Consider the following 25,107-nt stretch of genomic DNA (forward strand, 5'->3'; position numbering starts at 1 on the left):
GGGCGCGCACCACCGAGGCGCGGGTCCCCGCGCGGGTGGCGAGCTGGGTGAGATCCGTCGGGACCGGCGTGATGAGATCGCCGCGCCGTGCTGCTGGGGGCCGAGACCACGCCGTAGCGCTGGTTCCACACCTGGCGGGTCACCCAGACGTCGAGCGCCGCCCAGGTGGCCACCACCGTGCCGGCCACGCCGCCGAGGACCATCGGGAAGGCAAGCCAGGACCCGGCGAGGGTGAACAGGAAGGCCACCACGGCCTGGACGAGGGTCACCGCGATGATCAGCACCGCGCGCACGGCCGCCGTGCGCACGGGATCCGGCAGCCTGCGCCGCCGCGCGGGCTCCTCGATCCACAACGGCTTGTAGCGGGGCTGTTCGGCGGGTTCGCCCGCCCCCGCCCCGGCAGTCGGGCCGTATGTTCCTTTCCGGGCGCTCCCCACCGTCGGAATGTCGCGATCACGTACCTCGGGCGCCTGCCGTGCCACCGTCGGCGGCTCCCCACCGCTGTCGGCGGCCCGCTCGTGCCGCTCCACCGTGCCCATCAACGTGTCACTCCCCACCGCCGGCAGGCCGCTCGCCCCGTGTCCGAAGAACCGGCTCCCCACTGACTGCCCGGCTTGCGTCGCTTTACGCCGCCGAGGTGCGGGATGCGGCTCCAGTGGCCCATTCCGCCCCGATGTCCCATGGATAAGGACGAACGAAGCACCACGAAGATTCCCGGCGGGCGAAAAATATCGGCCAACCCGCCGGGGAGGCGGACCCGATCCGGCACGCCCGCCGGCTCCGCGTCCGCGGGCGCCATCTCCCGCAATGCCCGGACAACTCGCCATCTCTCGTCGGCGGGACGGAAGTTCATCCTCCGGTCGTGTCTTCGAGTTACCTGTGTGTCGGTAGTAGGCTCGCGCCGTTTGTTGACGCACATGTGTACCCCCGGCCGGCGGGGGTCGAGCTGGGGGAGGCCATGCGCTTTCGCGGGAAGTCCATCCGCCGGAAGATCGTGGCGCTGCTTCTCGTGCCGCTGCTGTCCCTGGCCGCCATCTGGGCCTTCGCGACGGTGATCACAGGACGCCAGGCGACCCAGCTGTTCAACGCCTCGTCCGTGGTGGAGAAGATCGCCTATCCCACCGAGGACACCGTCCGCGTCCTGGAGCAGGAGCGCCGCCAGACCCTCGTCCACCTCGCCGACCCCCGTGCCTCCGACGGCCTCGCCGCGTTGCAGCGCAGCCGGGCCGCCACCGACAAGGCCGTGGCCGAGCTCCGCCGGAACGCGGAGAACGCCGACGTCCGCGACGCACTGGGCACCGGCAGCTCCGGACGGCTGACCGCCGCCCTGGACGCCTTCGACGGCCTCGACTCCCTGCGCCGCGGCGTCGAGGACCGCAGTGTCGGACGCGCCCAGGCCCTCGACCTCTACAACCACCTGGTCGACCCCTGCTACGTCCTGCTCGCCGACCTCCACGTCGTCGACGACGTCAACCTGGACAAGCAGTACCGCGCCCTGGTCAACCTGGCCCGGGCCCGCGAACTCCTCTCCCGCGAGGACGCGTTGCTCGGCTCCTCCCTGGTGGTCGGCACCCTCACCCGCGAGGAGAGCCGCGACATCTCCGAACTCGTGGCCCAGCGCTCCCTGCTCTACGACGTCAGCCTGCCACTGCTGCCGGCCTCCGAACGCGGCCGCTACCAGCGCTTCTGGGCGAACGCCGGCTCCGCCCCGCTGCGGACGGCCGAGCAGGCCGCCGCCTCCACCACCTCCGGCACGCCGCGGGGCGTGAGCGCGAAGAGCTGGGACACCGCCGCCGCCGATGCGCTCGACGACCTCGGCACCCTCGACGACCAGGCCAACGACCGCTTCCAGGACCGGGTCCACCCGGTCGCCATGAACGTCATCCTGCAGGCTGCCGTGGCCGGCGTCCTCGGTCTGATCGCCCTGCTCTTCTCCCTCTTCCTGTCCGTACGCATCGGGCGCGGCCTCATCCGCGACCTGAGGCAACTGCGGCTGGAGGCCCACGAGGCGTCCGGTGTGCGCCTGCCCAGCGTGATGCGCCGTCTGTCGGCCGGCGAACAGGTCGACGTGGAGACCGAGGTACCCCGCCTCGAATACGACAAGAACGAGATCGGCGAGGTCGGCCAGGCCCTGAACACCCTGCAACGGGCCGCCGTCGAAGCCGCCGTGAAGCAGGCCGAACTGAGGGCCGGCGTCTCCGAGGTCTTCGTCAACCTCGCCCGCCGCAGCCAGGTACTGCTGCACAAGCAGCTCACCCTCCTCGACGCCATGGAGCGCCGGACCGAGGACACCGAGGAACTGGCCGACCTGTTCCGCCTGGACCACCTGACCACCCGTATGCGCCGGCACGCCGAGGGCCTGGTGATCCTCTCCGGCGCCGCCCCCTCCCGGCAGTGGCGCAAACCCGTGCAGCTGATGGACGTCGTACGCGCCGCCGTCGCCGAGGTCGAGGACTACGAACGCATCGAGGTCCGCCGGCTGCCCCGGGTCGCCCTGACCGGACCCGCCGTCGCCGACCTCACCCACCTCGTCGCCGAACTCCTCGAGAACGCCACGGTGTTCTCCCCGCCGCACACGGCCGTGCAGGTCCTCGGCGAACGCGTCGCCAACGGCTTCACCCTGGAGATCCACGACCGGGGTCTGGGCATGGCCGCCGAGACACTGCTGGACGCCAATCTCCGGCTGGCCGAGACCCCGGAGTTCGAACTCTCCGACACCGACCGGCTCGGCCTGTTCGTCATCAGTCGCCTCGCCCAGCGGCAGAACGTCCGCGTCTCGCTCCAGCCCTCCCCGTACGGCGGCACCACCGCCGTCGTCTTCATCCCCGACGCCCTGCTCACGGACGACGTCCCCGACACCAACGGCATCGGCTTCCGGCTGGACCGGGACCAGCCCACCGGGAAGGCGGAGCGGGAGGAGAACCGCCGAGCCGCCCTCTCCCCGGCCCCCGTACAGCTTCCGGGACTGCCGGTCTCGCTCCTGGACGGGCCGGTGGAACTGGAGGCGCCCGTCGACCTGGACGCCATCGAAGACTTCCCTGGCGTCCTCGACGACGAGGACAGCGAACGCGGCGCACTCTTCCGCCCCCGCCGCTCCCCGGATCGGCCGCAGCCCGGCGAGACGACGCCCGGCCGGCCCCGGCAGGGCGCCGGCCTGCGCGGGACACCGGAGCCCGTCCCCGAGGACGAGGACGACAGCCTTCCGATACAGCTGCCCCGGCGCCGGACCCCCAAGCTGGTCAGTTCCCACGGGCGCCCGGTCACCGAGCAGCGGCCCCGCCGCGAGCGAGCCGACGACAAGCCGCCCACGGGCGGCGGCCGGAGCGAAGCGGAACCCGCCGCCCCGCTGCCTGCCCGCCGCCACGGCGAGACACCGCTGTGGCCGGCCGCCCGGGCGGCGGACGGCCCCGGCGGGGAGGGCACCGCCGAGACACGCCGGGCCGCCGGTGAGGCAGCCGCGGAGCTGCCCGCCCTTCCGCAGCGTGCCCGCCGGCCCGCTCTCCGGGCCGACCCGCCCGACGACACCGGCGGCCAGGCCGCCACAGCGCCCGGCGAGCCCGCGCCCGAAGCGGGACGGCTGCCCCGGCGGGTACGGCAGGCGAACCTCGCCCCGCAGCTCAAGCAGACACCCGAGCGGCGCACCGAGGACGGGGCCGACCCCGTCGACCGGGACGCCGACGAGGTACGCAGCCGTATGGCATCGCTCCAGCGCGGCTGGCAGCGCGGCCGTGAGGAGAACGCCGCGGCCGACGACGCCCGCGGCGGCAGCACCGCACCAGGAACGACTAAGGGGGACGGTCGATGACCGCACCGAAGGCGACCGGCCACACCGCGACCGACAAGCGGGAGCTGAACTGGCTCCTCGACGACCTCGTGGACCGGGTCGCCAGCATCCGCAAGGCCATCGTGCTCTCCGGGGACGGCCTGCCGACGGGGGTGTCCAAGGACCTGACCCGGGAGGACAGCGAGCACCTGGCCGCCGTCGCCTCCGGCTTCCACAGCCTCGCCAAGGGCGTGGGCCGGCACTTCGACGCCGGCGGCGTCCGGCAGACCGTCGTCGAGCTGGACGACGCCTTCCTGTTCGTGACCGCCGCCGGCGACGGCAGCTGCCTCGCCGTCCTGTCGGACGCCGACTCCGACGTCGGCCAGGTCGCCTACGAGATGACGCTCCTCGTCAAACGGGTCGGCGTACATCTGGGGGCCGCTCCGCGCACCGATCTGCCCTCCGGCGGGTAGTGGGATGACATGAGCGGAGACGGTCAGGCGACAAGCCACTGGTTCGACGACGAAGCCGGACCGGTGGTCCGCCCGTACGCCATGACACGGGGCCGCACCAGCCATGCGGCCCAGCACCGCCTCGACCTGATCGCGGTGGTCGTCACGGAACCCCATGTCGACGACCCGGAGGCGGACCACGCGCTGTCCCCGGAACACGTGGACATCGTCGAGCTCTGCCGCGACACCCCGCAGTCGGTCGCCGAACTCGCCGCGGAACTCGACCTGCCCATCGGTGTGGTGCGCGTCCTCATCGGTGACCTCGTGGACGAGGAGTACGTCCATGTGAGCCGCCCGGTGCCGCCCGCCGAACTGCCGGACGAGAGTATCCTCCGCGACGTGATCAACGGCCTGCGGGCGCTGTGAGCGGCGCGGAAGCGGGGTGACGACATGGCAGCCTGGCAGTTCTGGGTCGACCGGGGCGGCACCTTCACCGACATCGTCGCGCGGCGCCCCGACGGCCGCCTGGTCACCCACAAGCTGCTGTCCGACAACCCGGCGCGGTACGCCGACGCGGCCGTCGCCGGGGTCCGCGCACTCCTCGCCGACTCCCCGGCCCCCGTCGAGTCCGTCCGCATGGGCACCACCGTGGCCACCAACGCGCTGCTGGAACGCAAGGGCGAGCGGACCGTCCTCGTCGTCACCCGCGGCTTCCGCGACGCCCTGCGCATCGCCTACCAGAACCGCCCGCACATCTTCGCCCGCCGCATCGACCTGCCCGAACTGCTCCACGAACGGACCCTCGAGGTCGACGAGCGCATCGCGGCGGACGGCACCGTACTGCGCGCGCCCGACCTGGATGCCCTCGCCGGCCCCCTCCGGCAGGCGTACGACGACGGGATCCGCGCCGTCGCCGTGGTCTGCCTGCACAGTCATCTGCACCCCGCCCACGAGCGGGCCGTCGGCGAGCTGGCCGCGCGGATCGGCTTTCCGCAGATCTCGCTGTCCAGCGAGGTCAGCCCGCTGATGAGACTCGTCCCGCGCGGGGACACCGCCGTCGTCGACGCCTACCTGTCGCCCGTGCTGCGCCGCTACGTCCAGCACGTGGCCGACGAGCTGCGGCACGTACGGCTGATGTTCATGCAGTCCAACGGTGGCCTCGCCGAGGCCGGGCAGTTCCGGGGCAAGGACGCCGTCCTGTCCGGGCCGGCCGGGGGCATCGTCGGCATGGCCCGCATGTCCCGGCTCGCCGGCTTCGACCGGGTCATCGGCTTCGACATGGGCGGCACCTCCACCGACGTCTCCCACTACGCGGGCGCGTACGAACGCGTCTTCACCACGCAGATCGCCGGCATCCGGCTGCGGGCCCCCATGCTCGACATCCATACCGTGGCCGCGGGCGGCGGCTCCGTGCTCCACTTCGACGGCTCCCGCTACCGGGTGGGCCCGGACTCGGCCGGGGCCGAACCGGGACCCGCCTGCTACCGAGGCGGCGGCCCGCTCGCCGTCACCGACGCCAACGTCATGCTCGGCCGGATCCAGCCGGCCCACTTCCCCAAGGTCTTCGGACCCGACGGCGACCAGCCCCTCGACCGCGAGCTCGTCCGCGACCGCTTCACCGCCCTCGCCGACGAGATCCGCGAGCGGACCGGCGACGACCGCACCCCGGAGCAGGTCGCCGAGGGCTACCTGCGGATCGCCGTCGCCAACATCGCCAACGCGGTCAAGCGCATCTCCGTGCAGAAGGGGCACGACGTCACCCGCTACGCCCTCACCACCTTCGGCGGTGCGGGCGGGCAGCACGCCTGCATGGTCGCCGACTCGCTCGGCATCCGCACCGTCCTCGTCCCGCCCATGGCGGGGGTCCTGTCCGCGCTCGGCATGGGCCTCGCCGACACCACCGCCATGCGCGAACAGTCCGTCGAGGCACGCCTGGAGCCCGCCGCGATGCCGGGTATCCGGAAGACCGCCGACGGCCTGGAGGGCGCGGCCCGCGCGGAACTGCTGGCCGAGGACGTCCCCGAGGAGAACATCCGGGTCACCCGGCGCGCCCAGCTGCGCTACGACGGCACCGACACGACCCTCACCGTCGAGCTCACCGAGCCCGACACCATGAGGCACGCCTTCGAAGAACGTCATCGCGCCACGTACTCCTTCACGCTCGACCGCCCGATCGTCGTCGAAGCCCTCTCCGTGGAAGCCACCGGCATCACCGAACCCCCCGATCTGTCCGCCCTCACCCCGTACCGAACCGCCCGCGCCGACCGCTCCGCGGCCGCGGAGACCGTCCGTCTCCACACCGGCGGCGCCTGGCGCGACGTACCCCTGCACCGCCGGGAGGACCTGGCCCCCGGCGGCACCGTCACCGGCCCGGCGATCATCACCGAGGCCAGTGCGACGACCGTCGTCGACGACGGCTGGCAGGCCGTGGCCACCGACGACGGGCATCTGGTCATGGAACGCACGGCGGTCACGGAGAGTTCCGATCTCGGCACGGAAGCCGACCCGGTCATGCTCGAGGTCTTCAACAACCTCTTCATGTCCATCGCCGAACAGATGGGCGCCCGGCTCCAGTCCACGGCCCAGTCGGTCAACATCAAGGAGCGCCTCGACTTCTCCTGCGCCCTGTTCGACCCGGACGGAAACCTGGTGGCCAACGCCCCGCACATCCCCGTCCACCTGGGCTCGATGGGCACCAGCGTCAAGGAGGTCATCCACCGCCGCGGCTCCCGGATGCGGCCGGGGGACACCTACGCGGTCAACGACCCCTACCACGGCGGCACCCACCTGCCGGACGTCACCGTCATCACCCCGGTCTTCGACACCTCGGACACGCACGGTGACCGGATCCTCTTCTACGTCGCCTCCCGCGGCCACCACGCCGAGATCGGCGGCATCGCGCCGGGCTCCATGCCCGCGAACAGCCGCACCATCGACGAGGAGGGCGTGCTCTTCGACAACTGGCTGCTCGCACAGGGCGGCCGGCTGCGCGAGGAGGAGACCCACCGGCTGCTGACCGCGGGGCCGTACCCCTCCCGCAACCCGGACACCAACCTGGCCGACCTGCGCGCCCAGATCGCGGCCAACCAGAAGGGCGTCGACGAAGTCGCCCGCATGATCGAGGAGTTCGGACTCGACGTCGTCCAGGCCTACATGCGACACGTCCAGGACAACGCCGAGGAGGCCGTCCGCCGGGTCATCGACGCCCTCGACGACGGCGAGTACGCCTACGAGACGGACTCGGGGGCCGCCATCCGGGTCCGCGTCCGCGTGGACCGCGCGCACCGGTCGGCGACGATCGACTTCACGGGCACCTCACCGCAACGGGACACCAACTTCAACGCGCCGCTCTCCGTCGTCGATGCGGCCGTCCTGTACGTCTTCCGCACCCTGGTCGCCGATGACATCCCGCTCAACGACGGCTGTCTGCGGCCCCTGAAGATCGTCGTACCGCCCGGCTCGATGCTCAGCCCCGGACCGCCGGCCGCCGTCGTGGCGGGCAACGTGGAGACCTCCCAGGCCATCACCGGAGCGCTGTACGCCGCGCTCGGTGTCCAGGCGGAGGGCTCCGGGACGATGAACAACGTCACCTTCGGCAACGAACGCCACCAGTACTACGAGACCGTCGCCTCGGGCTCCGGCGCGGGCGACGGCTTCCCCGGCGCGAGCGTCGTCCAGACCCACATGACCAACTCCCGGCTCACCGACCCCGAAGTCCTCGAATGGCGGCTGCCGGTGCGCCTGGAGGAGTTCTCGGTCCGGCGCGGCAGCGGCGGCGCCGGCCGGTGGCGCGGCGGGGACGGCGCGGTGCGCCGCATCCGGTTCCTCGAGGCCATGACCGTCTCCACGCTGTCCCAGCACCGCAGGATCCCGCCGTACGGCATGGCGGGCGGCGAGCCCGGCGCGCGGGGCACGGGCCGGGTGGAGCGCGCGGACGGCACCGTCGTCGAACTCGGCGGCAGTGACTCGGCGGACGTCGCCCCCGGCGACGTGCTCGTCATCGAAACCCCCGGCGGCGGGGGCTACGGCCCGCCGCCCGAACCCCGTCAAGCAGGAGAAGAAGTCGATGATCTTCGGGCGTTCTGAGCGCGGCAAGCCCCCGGTCGAGCCCGTCACGCTCAAGATCCTGGTGGCCGGCGGTTTCGGCGTGGGCAAGACGACCCTCGTCGGCACGGTCAGCGAGATCAGGCCGCTGCGCACCGAGGAGCTGCTCACCGAGGCGGGCCGCCCGGTCGACGACGTCAGCGGTGTGGAGGCCAAGCACACCACCACCGTGGCGATGGACTTCGGCCGGATCACGCTCCGCGAGGACCTGGTGCTCTACCTCTTCGGGACGCCCGGACAGGAGCGCTTCTGGTTCATGTGGGACGAGATGTCCGAGGGCGCGCTCGGCGCGGTGGTGCTGGCCGACACCCGCCGCCTGGAGGACTGCTTCGCCGCCGTCGACTACTTCGAACGGCGCTCCATCCCCTTCCTGGTCGGCGTCAACTGCTTCGACGGAGCCCCCCGCTACCCGGCCGAGGCCGTCCGCGGGGCCCTCGACCTCGACGACGACGTCCCGGTGCTGCTGTGCGACGCCCGCGACCGGGAGTCGGTGAAGGAGGTCCTCATCGGCGTCGTCCGGCACGCGATGGCGCTGGCCGCGGAGCGCCGCCGGGCCGTCACCACCTGACGCCGCCGCCCGGCGGACGCCGCACGGCCCGTACCCTCGCCGACCGGGGTACGGGCCGCGATCCATGGGCACGCGCGCGTGCGTCACGGCGGGTCACCCGCGGGTCAGCCCTCGCCGTCCTCGAGCCATCCGAAGCTCTTCTCCACCGCCTTGCGCCAGTTGCGGTACTCCCGGTCGCGGACCGAGGCCTCCATGGACGGAGTCCACTCGGCGTCCATCCGCCAGTGGGACTTGAGTTCGTCGAGGTCGTTCCAGACGCCCGTCGCGAGCCCGGCCGCGTAGGCGGCGCCCAGACAGGTGGTCTCCGAGACCCTGGGCCGGATCACCGGAACGCCCAGAACGTCCGCCTGGTGCTGCATCAGCAGATTGTTCTTGGTCATGCCGCCGTCGACCTTCAAGGTGGTCAGCTTCACCCCGGAGTCCTGGTACATGGCGTCCACGACCTCACGCGTCTGCCAGCTGGTCGCCTCCAGCACCGCCCGTGCGAGGTGCGCCTTGGTGACGTACCGGGTCAGGCCGGTGACCACCCCGCGCGCGTCCGAACGCCAGTACGGCGCGAACAGTCCGGAGAACGCGGGCACGATGTACGCCCCGCCGTTGTCCGCCACGCTCGCCGCGAGGGGCTCGATCTCGTCCGCGGTGCGGATGATGCCGAGCTGGTCGCGGAACCACTGCACCAGCGCGCCGGTGATCGCGATGGCCCCCTCCAGGCAGTAGACCGGCGGCTCGTCGCCGATCTTGTAGCCCATGGTGGTGAGCAGACCGCTCTTCGACGGCACGGGCCGGTTTCCGGTGTTCAGCAGCAGGAAGCTGCCGGTGCCGTAGGTGTTCTTGGCGTCCCCCACGTCGTAACAGGCCTGGCCGAACACGGCCGCCTGCTGGTCTCCCAGGGCCGAGGCCACCGGTACGCCGCCCAGCTGGCCGACGGCGGTCCCGTACACCTCGGAGGAGGACCTGATCTCGGGGAGGATCGCCGCGGGCACGTTCATGGCGGACAGGATGGACTCGTCCCACTGGAGGGTCTCCAGGTTCATGAGCATGGTGCGGCCGGCGTTGGTGACGTCGGTGACGTGCCGGCCGCCGTCCGTACCGCCGGTGAGGTTCCAGATCAGCCAGGAGTCGATGGTCCCGAAGGCGAGTTCGCCGCGCTCGGCCCGGTCGCGCAGACCGGCCACGTTGTCGAGCAGCCAGGCCACCTTCGGTCCCGAGAAGTAGCTGGCGAGGGGCAGGCCGGTCTGCTCGCGGAACCGATCCTGCCCCATGGAGCCGCCGAGTTGGTTGCACAGGGCCGCGGTCCGGGTGTCCTGCCAGACGATCGCGTTGTGCACGGGTTTGCCGGTGGAGCGGTCCCACAGCACGGTCGTCTCGCGCTGGTTGGTGATGCCCAGTGCGCTGAGCTGGTCGGCCCGCAGCCCGGCCTTGGCGACCGCGCCCGCGACCACCGCCTGCACCTTCGACCAGATCTCGGTGGCGTCGTGCTCCACCCAGCCCGGCTTGGGGAAGATCTGGCGGTGCTCGCGCTGGTCCACGGCGACGATGGCCCCGTCGTGGTCGAAGATGATGCAGCGGCTGGAGGTGGTGCCCTGGTCGATTGCGGCCACGTACTTCTCGGCGTTGTCCGTCATGGCTACCCCTTGGTGGCGAGGGTCGGAAGGCTGCGGTCTGGTCGACGCCCGCAGGCGTACCTCCGTTCGGCGGAAACGGTGCGCGGAGGCGGGAGATCGGAGAGGTTTCAACCTTTCCGCCCTCGCTCGTATCAGTTTGTCCCACGAGCGCGGGAGACTGCGCGGGATGGCCGACAGGCGCGTGACGTGCGTGCCGCGGCGGCCGAATCGCCCGTGGGGAAGCAGGCCGGGGCGTGCGGACCGCGCATCGGGATCCGACCAGGACGCACCGGAAGCGCGCGGGGACGACGACCGGCACGGAAAGTGTTCACCCGTGCACAGGGAGCGTCAAGGCGCCTGACGGCGCCCGTGACGGCGGGCCGCCCGGGTCGCCACCAGGCCGCGCGGCATCCTCCTCGGCCACGCGCGCTCGGCAGCGCGCATGCGGCGGTTGCGGACCCTTCCGGCCCCCGTCTTTGCGCCTCAGCCCGCCCGGGTGGCCGCCACAGCCGATCCGCAGCGGACCTCGTGGCCGGGCCTGCCCGCCCGGCCCAGGACCCAGCTCGACCCCTGGAGCGCCTTCGCGGCCTTCTTCAACGGCGCCAGTGCGGCAGCCGCCTGCCGGTGGTCGGCCACGCTGCCCGCCGCACAGACGACCGTGGCCAGCGACAACGTGACCGGAAAACCGCCCGCCGACCAGGCGACGTCCAGCACGGAGGCGAACATGGGATCGAGCTCCTCCGGTTCCGCCAGCACCAGGAAGTCGTCCCCGCCGATGTGCCCCACGCGCGTGTGCCGGCTCGCCGCACCCTGGAGCGCCCGCCCCACCGAACGGATCAGCTCGTCACCCACCGCGAACCCGGCACCGTCGTTGACCTGCTTGAAGTGGTCGATGTCCAGCCAGCTCAGCGCGAACGGCCGCCCTGCGGATATGCGCCGGTCCACCTCGCCGGTGATCGCGTCCGAGCCGGGCAGCCGGGTCAGCGGATTGAGGCCCGCCGCCTCCTCCACCCGGGACTCGGCCAGCGCCCGGACCAGGTCCGCCAGCCGTACGACGCCCACGCACCGCCCGCTCCGGTCGACGACCGCCACGTCGTCCGACGTGCGGTCCCGGCCGCCGACCGCGACGACGTCCAGCACCTCCCAGGCGGTGGCGTCGACGCCGACCGTACGCGGCGGGTCGCCCAGTCTGGCGGCCGGCCGGTCGGCGTACAGGGCGTGGCCGTAGCGCCCCGACATCGTCAGCAGGAAGCGGGACCGGTGCACCGACCGCAGCGGCGTTCCGCGCGCGTCCACGAGAAGCACGCCGGACACGTCGGGCGACCCGGTCAGCAACGCCTGGACCCGGCCCGCGCAGGCGTCGGCGGGCAGCATCGCGGCGGGCCGCAGGAACTCCCGCACCGAGGGCCCGGAGCGCGGAGCCGGCGGGATCTCGGGGGAGCGCGGCGGAACGTACACGTCCGCGACGGGCAGCCGGGCGGGCGGTGCGAACAGTTCGCCCTGCGCCAGTTGGGCGCCGGCCGACAGTGCGAGCGCGCACTGGTGTTCGGTCTCCACCCCCTCGACGGCCAGGAGCGCCCCCAGCTGCTCGCACAGCGTCCGCATCCCCCGAACCGCCGCGGGCCGCGCCAGTAGTGAGGCGTCGAGCTTCACCAGGTCCGGGGCGAGGTCGCTGAGCAGTCGCAGGGGCACGTCCCCGTCGCCGACGCCGTCGGCGGCGATCCGGAAACCCTGGGCGCGCAGCACGGCGATCGCCTCCAGCAGTGCCCGCTGCGGTACGTGCGTGTACGGCGGCGCGACGTCGATCGTGACCTCCCACGGCAGCCGTCCCGCCCCGCGCACGGCGTCGTGCAGGGGGCCGAGGCCGCCGAGGTCGGCGAGGGTGCCGGCGAAGACGTTGAGGTGGAGGGGGAGCAGTGTCTCCGTGCGGGCCGCCGCGCGCAGCGCCGACACCGCCAGACGGCCGTCGAGCTCGGGGTCCCGGCGGGCGTCGGCAAGGACGTCACCGCTCTCCGGCCGGGCCAGGACCTCCAGAGCGGTGACCCCGCCGGTGGCCAGATTGACCACGGGCTGGAAGGCGAAGCGGAGAGTATCCGTCCAGGAACGCACGGGAGCATGATGGCGCCGCCCGCTCACCCCCAGGCCTAGTTCATGAGACGTTAACGCAGGATTCCGGTGCGATCACAGTGGGTGTGCGAAAGGGCTTTCGGACACTTGTCGGCGCGTACGTCCGCGACCGCGTCCCGCCGGAAGCGCACACGACCGCACTCGGGCTCCGCCCGAACGGCGCGCAACCGCTTCCCACGGCGGACCTCCTCCCGATAGATGTAGGAGACATGACACGTCTGTCCCGTGCCCTCCGCGGTGTGATCACCGCCGTGGCCGCCCTGCTGACCGTGACCGCCGCCTCCGCCACCGCCCGGGCCACCCCCGCCGATCCCAGGGCACCCAAGGACTTCGTGGCGCTGAGCGCCGTGGATCCCACGATCATCCAGGAGATGCGCTACTTCACGCCCCACAACTTCGTCGGCGAGCGCGTCGACGGCTACGAGCAGCCGATGTGCATCCTCACCCGGCCCGCCGCCGAGGCCCTGCACAAGGCCCAGAAGGAACTGCTGCGCAAGGGCTACAGCCTGAAGGTCTACGACTGCTACCGGCCGCAACGCGCCGTGGACCACTTCGTCCGCTGGGCCAAGGACCTCGACGACCAGGCCATGAAGGCGGAGTTCTATCCGCGCGTCGACAAGACCCGGCTGTTCGACGACGGCTACATCGCGGCGAAATCCGGCCACAGTCGCGGCTCGACGACGGACCTCACCGTCGTCAGGCTCCCGGCCCGGCCGACCCACCCCTATGTCCCCGGCCAGAGCCTCGTGCCCTGCTACGCGCCCAAGAGCGAGCGCTTTCCCGACAACTCCCTCGACATGGGGACCGGATTCGACTGCTTCGACACCCTCGCGCACACGCTCGACCCCAGGATCCAGGGGCAACAGCGCGCCAACCGGCTGCTGCTCAAGAGCACCCTGGAGAACCTCGGATTCGTGAACCTCGCCGAGGAATGGTGGCACTTCACCTACCAGCCCGAGCCCTACCCGGACACCTACTTCGACTTCCCGGTCTCCCGGAAGTCCCTCACTCCGGGGCGCTGAGCGGCTGCTCGAAGCATCTGACAGGAGACGCCCTTCCTCTGATCGGATACAGTCCGCGCGTGTCCGAAAATCAGCACCTGACTGTCAACTCCGCACCGGACTCCCACTGTTCCAGCTGCGGAGCGCCCTATGGGGAGGGCATCTCCGGCTGGCCCCGCACCTGCCGGGCCTGCGGGACCGTGGCCTACCGCAACCCGCTGCCGGTCGCGGTGGCCCTCCAGCCCGTGTACGACACCAAGGGCACCGCCCTGGTCGTGATCACCCGCACCGTGGCCCCCGCGCGCGGGGGCACGGCCCTGCCCGGTGGCTTCATCGACGACCGGGAGGACTGGCGGCACGCCGTCGTCCGCGAGCTCAAGGAGGAGACGGGCATCGACGCGGCCGCCCGCGACGTGCGGCTCGCCGATGCCATGAGCTCGCCCGACGGCCATCTGCTCCTCTTCGGGCTGCTCCCGGAGCGCCCGGCCGAAGGTCTGCCGCAGTCCGCCGCCACCGACGAGACGGAGGGGTGGCACCTGCTGCGCAGGCCCGAGGAGCTGGCCTTCCCCCTGCACACGCTGGCCGTACGCGCCTGGTTCGAGGGCCGGTACGTCTGAGCCGAGCGCTCAGCGCTCGTCGAGTCCTCGGACGCGGAGCGGGTGGGGTGGGGCGCTCACCCCCTCCTCCCGCTCGTGCTCCACGACCACCCGCCGGCCGTGCAGGCGGACCACATAGCGCTCGATCTCCGGTTCGTCCCACCCGTCGCCCGCGTCCGGCACCACCAGCCCGCCCCCCGTCCGGCCCGGGGCGGGCGCCCACACCTCCAGCTCCAGCCCGCCCCGCTCGCCCCGCACGGGAATCACGGCTCCCGCGCGCGCGAGCACGGGAATCCGCTCCAAGGGGGTGTCGACCAGCACCTGCCCCGGCCCCTCGTACGCCCGCCCCGTCACCGTGTCGTACCAGCGGCCCGGCGGCAGCCGCACCGCCCGCCGTTCGGTGCCGGGCCGGAGCACCGGTGCCACCAGCAGGCTGTCTCCGAGCAGGAAGGCGTCCTCGCAGTCGCGCAGGGCGCGGTCCTCCGGCGCGCCCCACCACACCGGGCGGACGTAGGGCGCCCCCGTGCGCCGTGCCAGATGCGCCAGCGTCACGAAGTAGGGCAGCAGACGCCGGCGCTCGACGAGCGCCACGCGCGCGTGCTCCAGCACCTCGGGCCCGAACTCCCAGGGCTCTCTCCGGCCCGCCCGCAGGCTCGCGTGCGTCCGGAACAGCGGCAGATACGCGCCCAGCTGGAACCAGCGCAGGTACAGCTCCGGCGAGGGACTGCCGTCGAACCCGCCCACGTCCGGACCCGAGTAGGGCACCCCGCACAGCCCCAGACCCAGCACCAGCGACAACGAGGCCTTCAGTCCCGGCCAGCTCGTGGCCACGTCCCCCGACCAGGTGCCGCCGTAGCGCTGGAGGCCGGCCCACCCCGAACGGGAGAAGACGAACGGCCGCTCGCCGGGCGCCAGCTCGCGCAGCCCCTCGTACCCGGCCCGGGCCATGCACAGGCCGTACACGTTGTGCGCCTCGCGGTGGTCGCCGCCCCGGCCCTCAAGGGCGTGCCGGGCCGACCGGGGCAGCGTCGTCTCCCCGAAGGCGGCGAAGGAGGTCGGCTCGTTCATGTCGTGCCAGAACCCCGCGAACCCCTGGCTCAGCCGCTCCTCGTACAGCCGGCCCCACCACCGCCGCACGCGCGCGTGCGTGAAGTCCGGGAAGACCGTCTCCCCGGGCCACACCACGCCCCGTACGACCTCGCCCGAGGCGTCCCGCACGAAGACGTCCTCGGTCGTGCCGGTGTCGTACACGGCGTTGCCCGGCGCGGCCCGCACGGCAGGGTCGACGATCGACACCAGCCGGATCCCGTCCCGGCGCAGCTCCTCCGCCAGCACCGGCAGCTTCGGGAAGCGGTCCTGGTCGACGGTGAACACCTGGTGCGCGTCGTAGTGGTCGATGTCCAGGTGCACGGCGTCCAGGGGCAGTCCCTGGTCGTGGTAGCCCGCGACGATCCGCCGCACCTCCTCCTCGGTGCCGAAACCCCACCGTGCGTGATGGTGGCCCAGAGCCCACGCGGGCGGCAGCGCCGCCGCCCCCGTGAGCGACGCCCAGGCGTGCGCCACGCGCGCGGGAGTACCGACGATCACCCAGCAGCGCAGCGGACCGCCGTCCATCCGCAGTTCGCTCACGCCTCCCCGGTCGTGGCCCGAGCCGGCGCCCTCCACACCCTCCCGCAGGACGACCGTGCCGTCCCAGGTGTTGTCGTGGAACGCCAGATGCGTGCCCGCGTCGGCCACCACCCACTGGACCGGCATGGTGATGTACAGCGGATCGTCCCCGGGTTCGAACGAGTGACCGGGATCGGTGTTCCACAGCCGATAGGTGCCGTCGCGCAATCGAGGCCCGGACGCCCGCCCGCCCAGGCCGAAGAACCGTGCGTCGGCCGCCACCTCCGACCGTTGCAGCCAGCGCGCCGGGCCTTCGCCGGCCGGCTCCCACCACCGGGGCGGCAGATCCCGCCGCAGGGGCAGGCCTCCGGGAGTGCGCACCTCGATCGCGCCCTGCCGCGAGACGGCGACGGTGACCCGCTCGGCCACGACCCGCCAGCCGCCCTCCTTGTCCGGCTCCAGCACCGCCCGGGGGTCCGGCTCGGGGCAGCGACCGGCCAGCGCGTACGACGGCTCGGGACCGGCCCCGTCCCAGCCCCAGAAGACGGCACCGTTCACCGCGACCAGGATGCGCAGCTCCGACCGGCTGAACCGCACGATCCCGCCCCCGGGCCCGGGCTCCGCGTCCCGCACCACGCCGGGCGTCCGCGCACGCTCGGGCCCCCGTGGCGGCAGGGCCCTGGCGTCGGCACGCCGCCTGCGCCAGGCGGCCCGTACGGTGCGCAGCCCCTGGGCCGCGCCCACAGAGCCGACCGCCTTCACCGAACGCACCAGGTCACGACCGTCCATGCTGCTCACCCTGCCATCGACAGCGCTCCGGGCGCGTGTCGTTCAATTGCCGTTCACCCAGGCCCGGGCCACATCGTCACGACTGGGACTATGTGGGGTGGACCCTGGTGCAGAAGTCGATCACGTGGCATCGTCCGTGTCAGCCGCGTCACGCGCACACCCCAGCACGTGCGCGGACCGACGCACACGACGCGCACAGCCCGGGAGCCGCCCCATGTCGACCGCGAACCCCCTGCCGCTCTGGCAGCCCGATCCGCAGCGCATCGCCCAGGCACGGATCACGAAGTTCCAGGCCTGGGCGGCCGAGCACCACGGAGCGCCCGCCCAGGGCGGCTACGCGGCCCTGCACCGCTGGTCCGTCGACGAACTGGACACCTTCTGGAAGGCCGTCACGGAGTGGTTCGACGTACGCTTCTCCGCCCCCTACGCGCGCGTGCTGGGCGACCGGACCATGCCCGGGGCGCAGTGGTTCACCGGAGCCACCCTGAACTACGCCGAGCACGCCCTGCGCGCCGCTGACACCCGCGCGCACGAACCGGCCCTCCTGTACGTCGACGAGACCCACGAACCCGCCCCGGTGACCTGGTCCGAGCTGCGCCGCCAGGTGGGCTCCCTGGCCGCCGAACTGCGCGCCCTCGGCGTACGCCCGGGAGACCGTGTCAGCGGCTACCTGCCGAACATCCCCCAGGCGGTCGTCGCCCTCCTCGCCACGGCCGCCGTGGGCGCCGTATGGACCTCCTGCGCCCCCGACTTCGGCGCCCGCAGCGTCCTGGACCGCTTCCAGCAGGTCGAACCGGTCGTGCTGTTCACCGTCGACGGCTACCGCTACGGCGGCAGGGAGCACGACCGCCGCGACGTCGTCGCCGAACTGCGCCGCGAACTGCCCACCCTGCGCGCCGTCGTCCACATCCCCCTGCTCGGCACCGCGGCCCCCGAGGGCGCCCTGGAGTGGTCGGCCCTGACCTCCGCCGACGTCGAGCCCGTCTTCGAACAGGTGCCCTTCGACCATCCGCTGTGGGTGCTGTACTCGTCCGGTACCACCGGTCTGCCCAAGGCCATCGTGCAGTCCCAGGGCGGCATCCTCGTCGAACACCTCAAGCAACTCGGCCTGCACTGCGACCTCGGCCCCGAGGACCGCTTCTTCTGGTACACCTCGACCGGCTGGATGATGTGGAACTTCCTCGTCTCCGGCCTGCTGACGGGCACCACGATCGTCCTGTACGACGGCAGTCCCGGCTTTCCCGACACCGGTGCCCAGTGGGGGGTCGCCGAGCGCACCGGAGCCACCCTCTTCGGCACCTCCGCCGCGTACGTGATGGCCTGCCGCAAGGCGCAGGTCCACCCCGCCCGCGACCACGACCTGTCCACGGTCCGTTGCGTGGCCACCACCGGCTCCCCGCTGCCGCCCGACGGCTTCCGCTGGCTGCACGACGAGTTCGCCGAGAGCGGGGCCGACCTGTGGATCGCCTCCGTCAGCGGCGGCACCGACGTCTGCTCCTGCTTCGCCGGAGCCGTCCCGACCCTTCCGGTCCACATCGGCGAGCTCCAGGCCCCCTGTCTGGGCACCGATCTCCAGTCCTGGGACCCGAGCGGCGAACCGCTGGTCGACGAGGTCGGCGAGCTCGTCGTCGCCAACCCCATGCCGTCGATGCCGATCCACTTCTGGAACGACCCCGACGGCAGCCGCTACCACGACAGCTACTTCGCCATGTACCCCGGCGTATGGCGCCACGGCGACTGGATCACGCTCACCTCCCGCGGCTCGGTGATCATCCACGGCCGCTCCGACTCCACGCTCAACCGCCAGGGCGTACGGATGGGATCCGCCGACATCTACGAAGCCGTCGAACGGCTGCCCGAGATCAAGGAATCCCTCGTCATCGGAGTCGAACAGCCCGACGGCGGCTACTGGATGCCCCTCTTCGTGCACCTGGCCCCCGGAGCCGTCCTCGACGACGCGCTCCTGAACCGGATCAAGCAGACCATCCGCGAACAGCTCTCCCCGCGTCACATCCCCGACGAGGTCATCGAGGTGCCGGGCATCCCGCACACCCTCACCGGCAAGCGCATCGAGGTACCGGTCAAGCGCCTCCTCCAGGGCACCCCGCTGGAGAAGGCGGTCAACCCCGGGTCCATCGACGACGTCGAGCTGCTGCGCTTCTACGAGGACCTGGCCCGCAAGCGCGCCTGAGCGCCCCGGTCAGCCCCCGTAGGTGGCCTCGGACTCGCCGAGCACGGCGGCGAAGTCCGAGGCCAGCCGCGCCGCGTCGCCCGGCACCAGCTCAGCGACCGAGATCCGTACGCCGGGTCCCGCGGACAGGCGGAACCGCGCGCCCGCGGCGACCCACCAGCCGTAGGACCGCAGCCCGTTCACCACGGCGGACTCGTCCGTCACCGGCACCCACACGTTCATGCCGCTCGCCCCGTGCGCCGGGATCCCCCTGAACGCCAGCTCCTCCAGGAGAGCGTCACGGCGCATCGTGTACGCCGCGCGTGCACGGGACACCAGCGCGCGCGTGCCCTCGTCCGTCATCAGCCCGAGCACCGTCTCCTGGAGCAGATGGCTGACCCAGCCGGACGTCAGCAGCAGCCGCCCGTCGTGACGGGCCAGGGTGGTGGCGTCGCACGCCGCGGCGGCCCAGCGCAGATCGGCGCCCAGGAACTTGCTCACGGTCCGCACATGCACCCAGCGCGCCGGGCCGTCGGCGGTGAGCGTCCGCAGGGGTGCGTCGGTGACCGCCGAGGCGTGGTCGTTCTCGACGACCAGCACGTCCGGGGCCTCGCGCAGTACGCCGGCCAGCGCCTCGCGACGCTCCGCCGAGAAGCAGCCGCCGTACGGGTTCTGCCCCCGAGGACTGCACACCACGGCCCGCGCACCCGCCCGCAGCGCCTGCCGCAGGGCATCGGGACGGATCCCCTCGTCGTCCACCGCCACCGGGACGCTGCGCAGCCCCAGCGCGGTCACCAGGTCCAGCAGATGGTGATAGCCGGGATCCTCCATCGCCACCGCGTCACCGGGCCGCAGCTCCACGGACAGCAGCCGCCCGACGAGATCAAGCGCACCGTGGGCGAACGTCACATGCTCCACCGGCACCCCGTCGGGCCGCAGCCAGTCGCGCACGACCTCCTCCAGCCGCGCCAGCCGGGGCGTCGAGCGGTGCGACCGGGCACCCGGGGCCAGGCGCGACGGCGGCACCAGACCGGGGAGAAACGCGGGATCGGGGTGCCCGCCGGCGAGGTCCCGCAGCCCCGGGGGCACCTTCGGCGGGCGGCGCGAGGCCACCGCCGGGGCCGGGGCGACGACGGTCCCGCCGCGGCCCCGGGTGACGACGATGCCCCGCCCCCGCAGCTCCTTGTACGCGGTGGCGACCGTCCCGGGGCTCACCCCCAGCTCGTCGGCCAGCCGCCGCACCGGAGGCAGCGCCGTACCCGGAGCCAGGGCGCCCTCCGCCACGGCCCGCTCCACGGACGCGGCAATTCCCTTGGCCGTCGTGCCACTGATCGCATATTGTGTTGCCACATCATTGATTATGTATCAGTACATAACTCCATGGCAAGGGGGAGCAGTGGGGACCACCCGCCGCACAGGACGCGCAGGAGCAGGACCGGCACGTATCCCCGGCGGACGGGACGGCCGCAGAATGCTCGCCGTCGCCCTCGTCGACCGCACCGGCAGCGGACTGTGGGCCTCCGTCTCCGTCCTGTACTTCACCTACGTCTCCGGCCTCTCCGTCGCCCAGGTCGGCACCCTCGCCGCCCTCGCCGGAGCCGTCGGCATAGCCGGCGCCCCTCTCGGCGGCCACCTCGCCGACCGGCTCCCCCTCACCCGCGTCCTCATCGCCCTGCAACTCCTGCGCGCGCTCGCCTCCCTCGCACTCCTCACCAGCGACAACTACGCCCTGCTGGTCACCTTCTGCGCCGTGGGCAGCCTCGGCGACCGCGCCGCGAGCGTCCTCACCAAGCTCTACGCCACCCGCGTCGCCGGCCCCGACCGCGTCCGCTACCAGGCCCTCAACCGCACCCTGGCCAACGCAGGCTGGGCACTCGGCGGCCTCGGCGCCGCAGCCGCCCTCACCCTGGGCACCACCACCGCCTACCGGTGGCTGCTCACCGGCGACGCGCTCTCCTTCGTCGCCGCCGCCCTCCTCACCCTGCGCTGCGCGGAACCCCCTTCCCCCACCAGGACCGTCGCCGGCTCACACACCCCCGAGCCCACCACCAGGCCCACCAGTCCCTGGCGCGACCGCACCTACCTCCGCTACGTCGCCACCGAGACCGTCCTCTTCCTCGACGACGCGGTCTTCAAGGTCGGCCTGCCCCTGTGGATCGCGCACACCGCCGGCACACCCCACGGCCTCGCACCCCTGCTCATGGTCCTCAACAACGTGATGGTGGTCGTCCTCCAGGTCCCCCTGGCCCGCTTCGGCGCCACCACGGCGGCCGCCCGCGGCCTGCTGATCCCGCTCTCGGCCGCCTACGCCGTCGGCGGCACCGCCATGGCGCTGTCCGCGACCACCGGCACCGTCGGCGCCACCCTGCTCCTGACCGCCGCGGCCACCGCCTTCACCACGGCCGAAATGCTCCACGCCACCATCTCCTGGGAACTGTCCGTCGCCCTCGCGCCCGCCCAGGCCCAGGGCACCTACCTGGGCGTCCACGGACTCGCACAGTCCGCACAGCGCAGCATCGGACCGCTCGCCGTCACCGCGGCCATCGCCGCGGGCCCCGCGGGATGGACGCTCTTCGGCGCCATCATCGCCCTGACCTGCGTCATCCAGCACCGCACGGTCCGTGACCGACTCGCCCGCCCCTCGTTGTCAGTGCCGCCGGTTACTGTGAGTGAGCAGTGATCGACCGTGCACACAGGGGGAGAACATGGCGCACACCGACCACCAGAGCATGCGACGCGTCCTGCGCCGCGAAATCGCCGGCACCATCGGCCTGCTCACCGACGAACACGACTTCCGCACCATGCGGCGCTACCGCAGCTTCACCTTCGACGACCACACCACCTACCTCCAACAGGTCGAGGCACTCCTGAGGACCCGGGCCGCCCAGGGCAGCCACACCGCAGTGCCCCTCTTCGACCCCGAGGAATACGCCGAATACTGCGCCGGCGCCGGCCTCGACCCCGACGCTCCGGCCAGCCGCGCCCGCTTCACCGCCGAGATCGCCACCACCGGCCCGACCGTCCCCTACGACGGACGGCCCCTCGCCGAACTCGTGCCCGCCCTCGTCGACGAGGCCGTCCGCCAGGCCACCTGGGAATACGCCTCCACACTCCTCGCCCGGCTCGGCCCCTGCACCACCTGCGGCGAGGACATCGGCCGCGCCGCCTTCGACCGAGCCACCGACCTCCTCGCCCGCATCCTCGAGACGGCAGCACCGGGAGACCGGCACCTGGTGTGCAGCGTCACCGCCCCACCCGAAACCCTCGTCGCCGCCCTCCACGCCGACACCGACGACAGCGGCGCAACCCAGCTCGACGAGGCCGAGGCACTCGAGTTCACCACGGTCCTCGCCCTCGGCATCGCCACCCGCAACCCCGGCGGACTCGTCGTGCGCACCACCCGGCCCGGCCTCCGCGACCGCGTCTACGGCTGGCGCCTGCGCGGCGACGGCCTGGTCCCCCTCACCGAGGGCGAGGTCTTCGACGCCTACTGCACCGACGCCGAATCCGGCGACCTGATCGGACCGGAATCCGGCGTCGACTACAGCGCACCACCCGACCTCGGAGAGACAGACCTCGGAGAGAAGGGACAGCACCCCCGGCACCGTCACTGAACACGCGAAGGGGCGCCCCACCCCTGTGGAGCGCCCCTCGACAGCCAGCCGATACGGTCCGGAACGGGCCCGGCCCGTCACTCGCCGGACAGCACCGCCTGCGCCGCGCTACGCGCCTCGTCGGCGCTGTCCGCGGCACGCGCGGCCGCCGCCGCACGCTCGCACTGCGCCAGCGTGTGCTTGGCCAGCGTCGCCCGGACATACGGCAGCGACGCCGCACCCATGGACAGGGAGGTGACACCCAGACCGGTCAGCACACACGCGAGCAGCGGATCCGACGCGGCCTCACCACAGACACCACAGCTCTTGCCCTCGGCCTTCGCCGCCTCGGCGGCCAGCGCCACCAGGTCGAGCAGCGCGGGCTGCCACGGGTCCTGAAGCCGGGACACCGCGCCCACCTGACGGTCCGCGGCGAACGTGTACTGAGCGAGGTCATTGGTCCCCAACGACAGGAACTCGACCTCCTGCAGCACCGAGCGGGCCCGCAGCGCGGCCGACGGAATCTCCACCATCGCACCGAACTTCGCCCGCAGCCCCGCCGCACGGCACGCGTCCGCGAACGCCTTCGCATCGGCCCGGTCCGCGACCATGGGAGCCATGACCTCGAGATAGACCGGCAGCCCCTCGGCCGCCTTGGCCAGCGCCGTCAGCTGCGTCCGCAGCACGTCCGGGTGGTCGAGCAGCGTCCGCAGACCCCGCACGCCCAAGGCGGGGTTCGGCTCGTCGGCCGGGGTCAGGAAGTCCAGCGGCTTGTCCGCGCCCGCGTCCAGCACCCGCACGACGACACGGCCCTCGGGGAAGGCCTCCAGGACCTGCCGGTAGGCCTCGATCTGCTTCTCCTCGGACGGCGCGTTCTTGTTGTCGTCCAGGAACAGGAACTCGGTCCGGAACAGGCCCACGCCCTCCGCACCGGCCTCGACCGCCGCCGGCACGTCCGCCGGCCCCCCGATGTTGGCGAGCAGCGGCACCTTGTGACCGTCGGACGTGGCACCCGGGCCCACCGAGGCCGCCAGAGCCGCCTTGCGCTCCGCGGCCGCCGCCTCCAGCTGGGCCTTCTTCTCGTCACTGGGGTTCACGAAGATCTCGCCGGTGCTGCCGTCCACCGCGATGACCGTGCCTTCGGACAGCTCCCCGGCGCCGGGCAGTGCCACGACCGCGGGCACCCCGAGCGCGCGCGCCAGAATCGCGCTGTGGCTGGTCGGTCCACCCTCCTCGGTGACGAAGCCCAGAACCAGGCCCGGGTCCAGCAGCGCGGTGTCGGCGGGCGCCAGGTCACGGGCGACCAGGACGTACGGCTCGTCGCTGTCCGGAACACCCGGCATGGGAACGCCGAGCAGCCGGGCGACGATACGGTTCCGCACGTCGTCGAGGTCGGCCACGCGCCCCGCCAGGTACTCACCCGCACCGGCCAGCAGGTCCCGGTAGGCGGCGAACGCGTCGTACACCGCGCGCTCCGCCGTGCTGCCGACGGCGATGCGCCGGTCCACGTCCGCGATCAGCTCGGGGTCCTGCGCCATCATGGCCTGCGCCTCCAGCACGGCCTGGGCCTCGCCCCCGGCCAGGTTGCCGCGCGCCATGAGATCGGCCGCCACCGCCTCCACGGCCTGGCGGGCGCGCCCCTGTTCGCGCTCCGCCTCCTCCGCCGGTATCTGCTTGGCAGGCGGCTCCAGCACCGCCGTCCCCATGTGCCGTACCTCGCCGATCGCCACTCCGTGGCTCACACCGACGCCTCGCAGCGTTGTCTCCATCTCACCGGTCTCCGATTAATGCGGCGGCTCCCGCCGCGGTGGTCGTTCTGTTCGCCGTCCTCGTCCTTGTCCTCAAGGACGGCCGGGGGTCACTTCCAGGCGAAGAGGCTGTCGCCGGCCTTCACATCGCCGTTGTCGCGAAGATCGGAGAGGGAGTCGGCGGTGGCCTCCAGGGCCACGACCGGGCACACGGGCGACTTGCCGGCGGCCTCGACGGCGGCGGGGTCCCAGCGCACCACGGCCTGGCCGCGGGTCACGGTGTCGCCCTTGTTCACGAGCAGCTCGAAGCCCTCGCCGTTGAGCTGCACGGTGTCGATGCCGAGGTGGACGAGCACGCCGTGTCCCTGCTCGTCGACGACGACGAACGCGTGCGGGTGCAGCGAGACGATGACACCGTCCACCGGAGCGACCGCCTCGGACGGCTCACGCACGGGATCGATGGCGGTGCCCGGGCCGACCATGGCGCCGGAGAAGACCGGGTCCGGCACTGCGGCCAGTCCGATGGCGCGTCCGGCGAGCGGGGACGTCACGGTGGTCATGGGAAGCCTCCCAGGGGTGGAGATCGTATGTGCCGTCACTGCCTGTCCCGGACGGCGCACTGTGCAGCAGGGTATGTCACGGTAAGTACCGGATCCGGGCGAGAGCTTACGACAGCTCACGTTGGTGGTCTAGACCACCAATCACGACGATTTGCACCGGATCTGCGGACGGATGTAGAGTCGTACTCCTGTCCGGCGGAGAGAGTGACGCGGACCAAGCGTCCTTGCTCGGGCAGCACCCAACTTGTCAGATCCTATCTCTGGATCGCCTTCGGCATGTCCGCGGGGCGGTGGTCAGAGAGGCCGGAAAAGCCTGATAGAGTTTGGATCACCGAAGGGAAGCGCCCGGAGGAAAGCCCGAGAGGGTGAGTACGAAGGAAGCGTCCGTTCCTTGAGAACTCAACAGCGTGCCAAAAGTCAACGC

General features: G+C 72.3%; 17 protein-coding genes. 10 read left to right on the top strand and 7 right to left on the bottom strand.

Annotated elements, in window-relative coordinates:
- Positions 1 to 539, bottom strand: a 539-nt coding sequence (locus ABZ484_RS32515; protein ID WP_358869528.1) for a hypothetical protein, incomplete at its 3' end; no start/stop codon positions are given.
- Positions 540 to 958: 419 nt separating this feature from the next.
- Between ABZ484_RS32515 and ABZ484_RS32520 the strand changes: the two genes are divergently transcribed.
- Genes ABZ484_RS32520 through ABZ484_RS32540 form a run of 5 tightly spaced genes read left to right on the top strand, consistent with a single transcriptional unit; the run spans position 959 to position 8,887 of the window.
- Positions 959 to 3,805: a nitrate- and nitrite sensing domain-containing protein gene (locus tag ABZ484_RS32520; RefSeq protein ID WP_358869529.1), complete on the top strand. Its 2,847-nt coding sequence runs from the start codon at positions 959 to 961 to the stop codon at positions 3,803 to 3,805.
- Complete coding sequence (locus ABZ484_RS32525) at positions 3,802 to 4,236, top strand: roadblock/LC7 domain-containing protein (RefSeq protein WP_358869530.1); 435 nt, start codon at positions 3,802 to 3,804, stop codon at positions 4,234 to 4,236. Before ABZ484_RS32520 ends, ABZ484_RS32525 begins: the two co-directional genes overlap by 4 nt.
- A gap of 9 nt (positions 4,237 to 4,245) precedes the next feature.
- Positions 4,246 to 4,641, top strand: coding sequence for a DUF742 domain-containing protein (locus ABZ484_RS32530; RefSeq protein WP_358869531.1), 396 nt, complete (start codon positions 4,246 to 4,248; stop codon positions 4,639 to 4,641).
- Positions 4,642 to 4,665: 24 nt separating this feature from the next.
- Positions 4,666 to 8,301, top strand: coding sequence for a hydantoinase B/oxoprolinase family protein (locus tag ABZ484_RS32535; RefSeq protein WP_358869532.1), 3,636 nt, complete (start codon positions 4,666 to 4,668; stop codon positions 8,299 to 8,301).
- Positions 8,282 to 8,887 carry an ATP/GTP-binding protein gene (locus ABZ484_RS32540; protein WP_358869533.1) on the top strand — a complete coding sequence of 202 codons (606 nt, stop codon included), beginning with the start codon at positions 8,282 to 8,284 and terminating at the stop codon, positions 8,885 to 8,887. The genes ABZ484_RS32535 and ABZ484_RS32540 overlap by 20 nt, the downstream gene beginning before the upstream one ends.
- 104 nt (positions 8,888 to 8,991) lie before the next feature.
- Here ABZ484_RS32540 and glpK read toward each other — a convergent pair whose 3' ends face one another.
- Both glpK and ABZ484_RS32550 read right to left on the bottom strand, forming a co-directional pair.
- On the bottom strand, positions 8,992 to 10,512 hold the full coding sequence (gene glpK / locus ABZ484_RS32545; RefSeq protein ID WP_358869534.1) for a glycerol kinase GlpK: 1,521 nt from the start codon (positions 10,510 to 10,512) through the stop codon (positions 8,992 to 8,994).
- 462 nt (positions 10,513 to 10,974) lie between these two features.
- On the bottom strand, positions 10,975 to 12,600 hold the full coding sequence (locus ABZ484_RS32550; RefSeq protein WP_358869535.1) for a GGDEF domain-containing protein: 1,626 nt from the start codon (positions 12,598 to 12,600) through the stop codon (positions 10,975 to 10,977).
- A gap of 227 nt (positions 12,601 to 12,827) precedes the next feature.
- Here ABZ484_RS32550 and ABZ484_RS32555 point away from each other — a divergent pair, with 227 nt between their 5' ends.
- Positions 12,828 to 13,640, top strand: a complete 813-nt coding sequence (locus ABZ484_RS32555; protein ID WP_358869536.1) for a M15 family metallopeptidase — start codon at positions 12,828 to 12,830, stop codon at positions 13,638 to 13,640.
- Positions 13,641 to 13,699: 59 nt separating this feature from the next.
- Positions 13,700 to 14,236, top strand: a complete 537-nt coding sequence (locus ABZ484_RS32560; protein WP_358869537.1) for an NUDIX domain-containing protein — start codon at positions 13,700 to 13,702, stop codon at positions 14,234 to 14,236.
- A 9-nt stretch (positions 14,237 to 14,245) separates the two neighbouring features.
- Here ABZ484_RS32560 and ABZ484_RS32565 read toward each other — a convergent pair whose 3' ends face one another.
- The gene (locus ABZ484_RS32565) at positions 14,246 to 16,612 is read right to left on the bottom strand and encodes a TIM-barrel domain-containing protein (RefSeq protein WP_358869538.1); all 2,367 of its coding nucleotides are present in this window, start codon (positions 16,610 to 16,612) and stop codon (positions 14,246 to 14,248) included.
- 214 nt (positions 16,613 to 16,826) lie between these two features.
- On the opposite strand from ABZ484_RS32565, the gene ABZ484_RS32570 reads away from it, so the two are divergent.
- Entirely contained in the window at positions 16,827 to 18,803 is a 1,977-nt protein-coding gene (locus ABZ484_RS32570; protein WP_358869539.1) for an acetoacetate--CoA ligase, read from the top strand.
- Between the two features lie 9 nt (positions 18,804 to 18,812).
- Here the strand turns inward: ABZ484_RS32570 and ABZ484_RS32575 are convergent, their stop codons facing one another.
- A complete protein-coding gene (locus ABZ484_RS32575; protein WP_358869540.1) occupies positions 18,813 to 20,132 on the bottom strand; it encodes an aminotransferase class I/II-fold pyridoxal phosphate-dependent enzyme in 1,320 nt (439 codons plus the stop codon).
- A gap of 121 nt (positions 20,133 to 20,253) precedes the next feature.
- Here ABZ484_RS32575 and ABZ484_RS32580 point away from each other — a divergent pair, with 121 nt between their 5' ends.
- Complete coding sequence (locus ABZ484_RS32580) at positions 20,254 to 21,462, top strand: MFS transporter (RefSeq protein ID WP_358869541.1); 1,209 nt, start codon at positions 20,254 to 20,256, stop codon at positions 21,460 to 21,462.
- Between the two features lie 25 nt (positions 21,463 to 21,487).
- Positions 21,488 to 22,396, top strand: a complete 909-nt coding sequence (locus ABZ484_RS32585) for a hypothetical protein (RefSeq protein WP_358869542.1) — start codon at positions 21,488 to 21,490, stop codon at positions 22,394 to 22,396.
- Between the two features lie 77 nt (positions 22,397 to 22,473).
- Here ABZ484_RS32585 and ptsP read toward each other — a convergent pair whose 3' ends face one another.
- A complete protein-coding gene (gene ptsP / locus ABZ484_RS32590; protein WP_358869543.1) occupies positions 22,474 to 24,144 on the bottom strand; it encodes a phosphoenolpyruvate--protein phosphotransferase in 1,671 nt (556 codons plus the stop codon).
- An 89-nt stretch (positions 24,145 to 24,233) separates the two neighbouring features.
- Positions 24,234 to 24,683, bottom strand: coding sequence for a PTS glucose transporter subunit IIA (locus tag ABZ484_RS32595; RefSeq protein ID WP_358869544.1), 450 nt, complete (start codon positions 24,681 to 24,683; stop codon positions 24,234 to 24,236).
- Positions 24,684 to 25,107: the final 424 nt, after the last annotated feature.

The sequence above is a fragment of the Streptomyces sp. NPDC006393 genome, assembly GCF_040628575.1.
Taxonomy (GTDB): domain Bacteria; phylum Actinomycetota; class Actinomycetes; order Streptomycetales; family Streptomycetaceae; genus Streptomyces.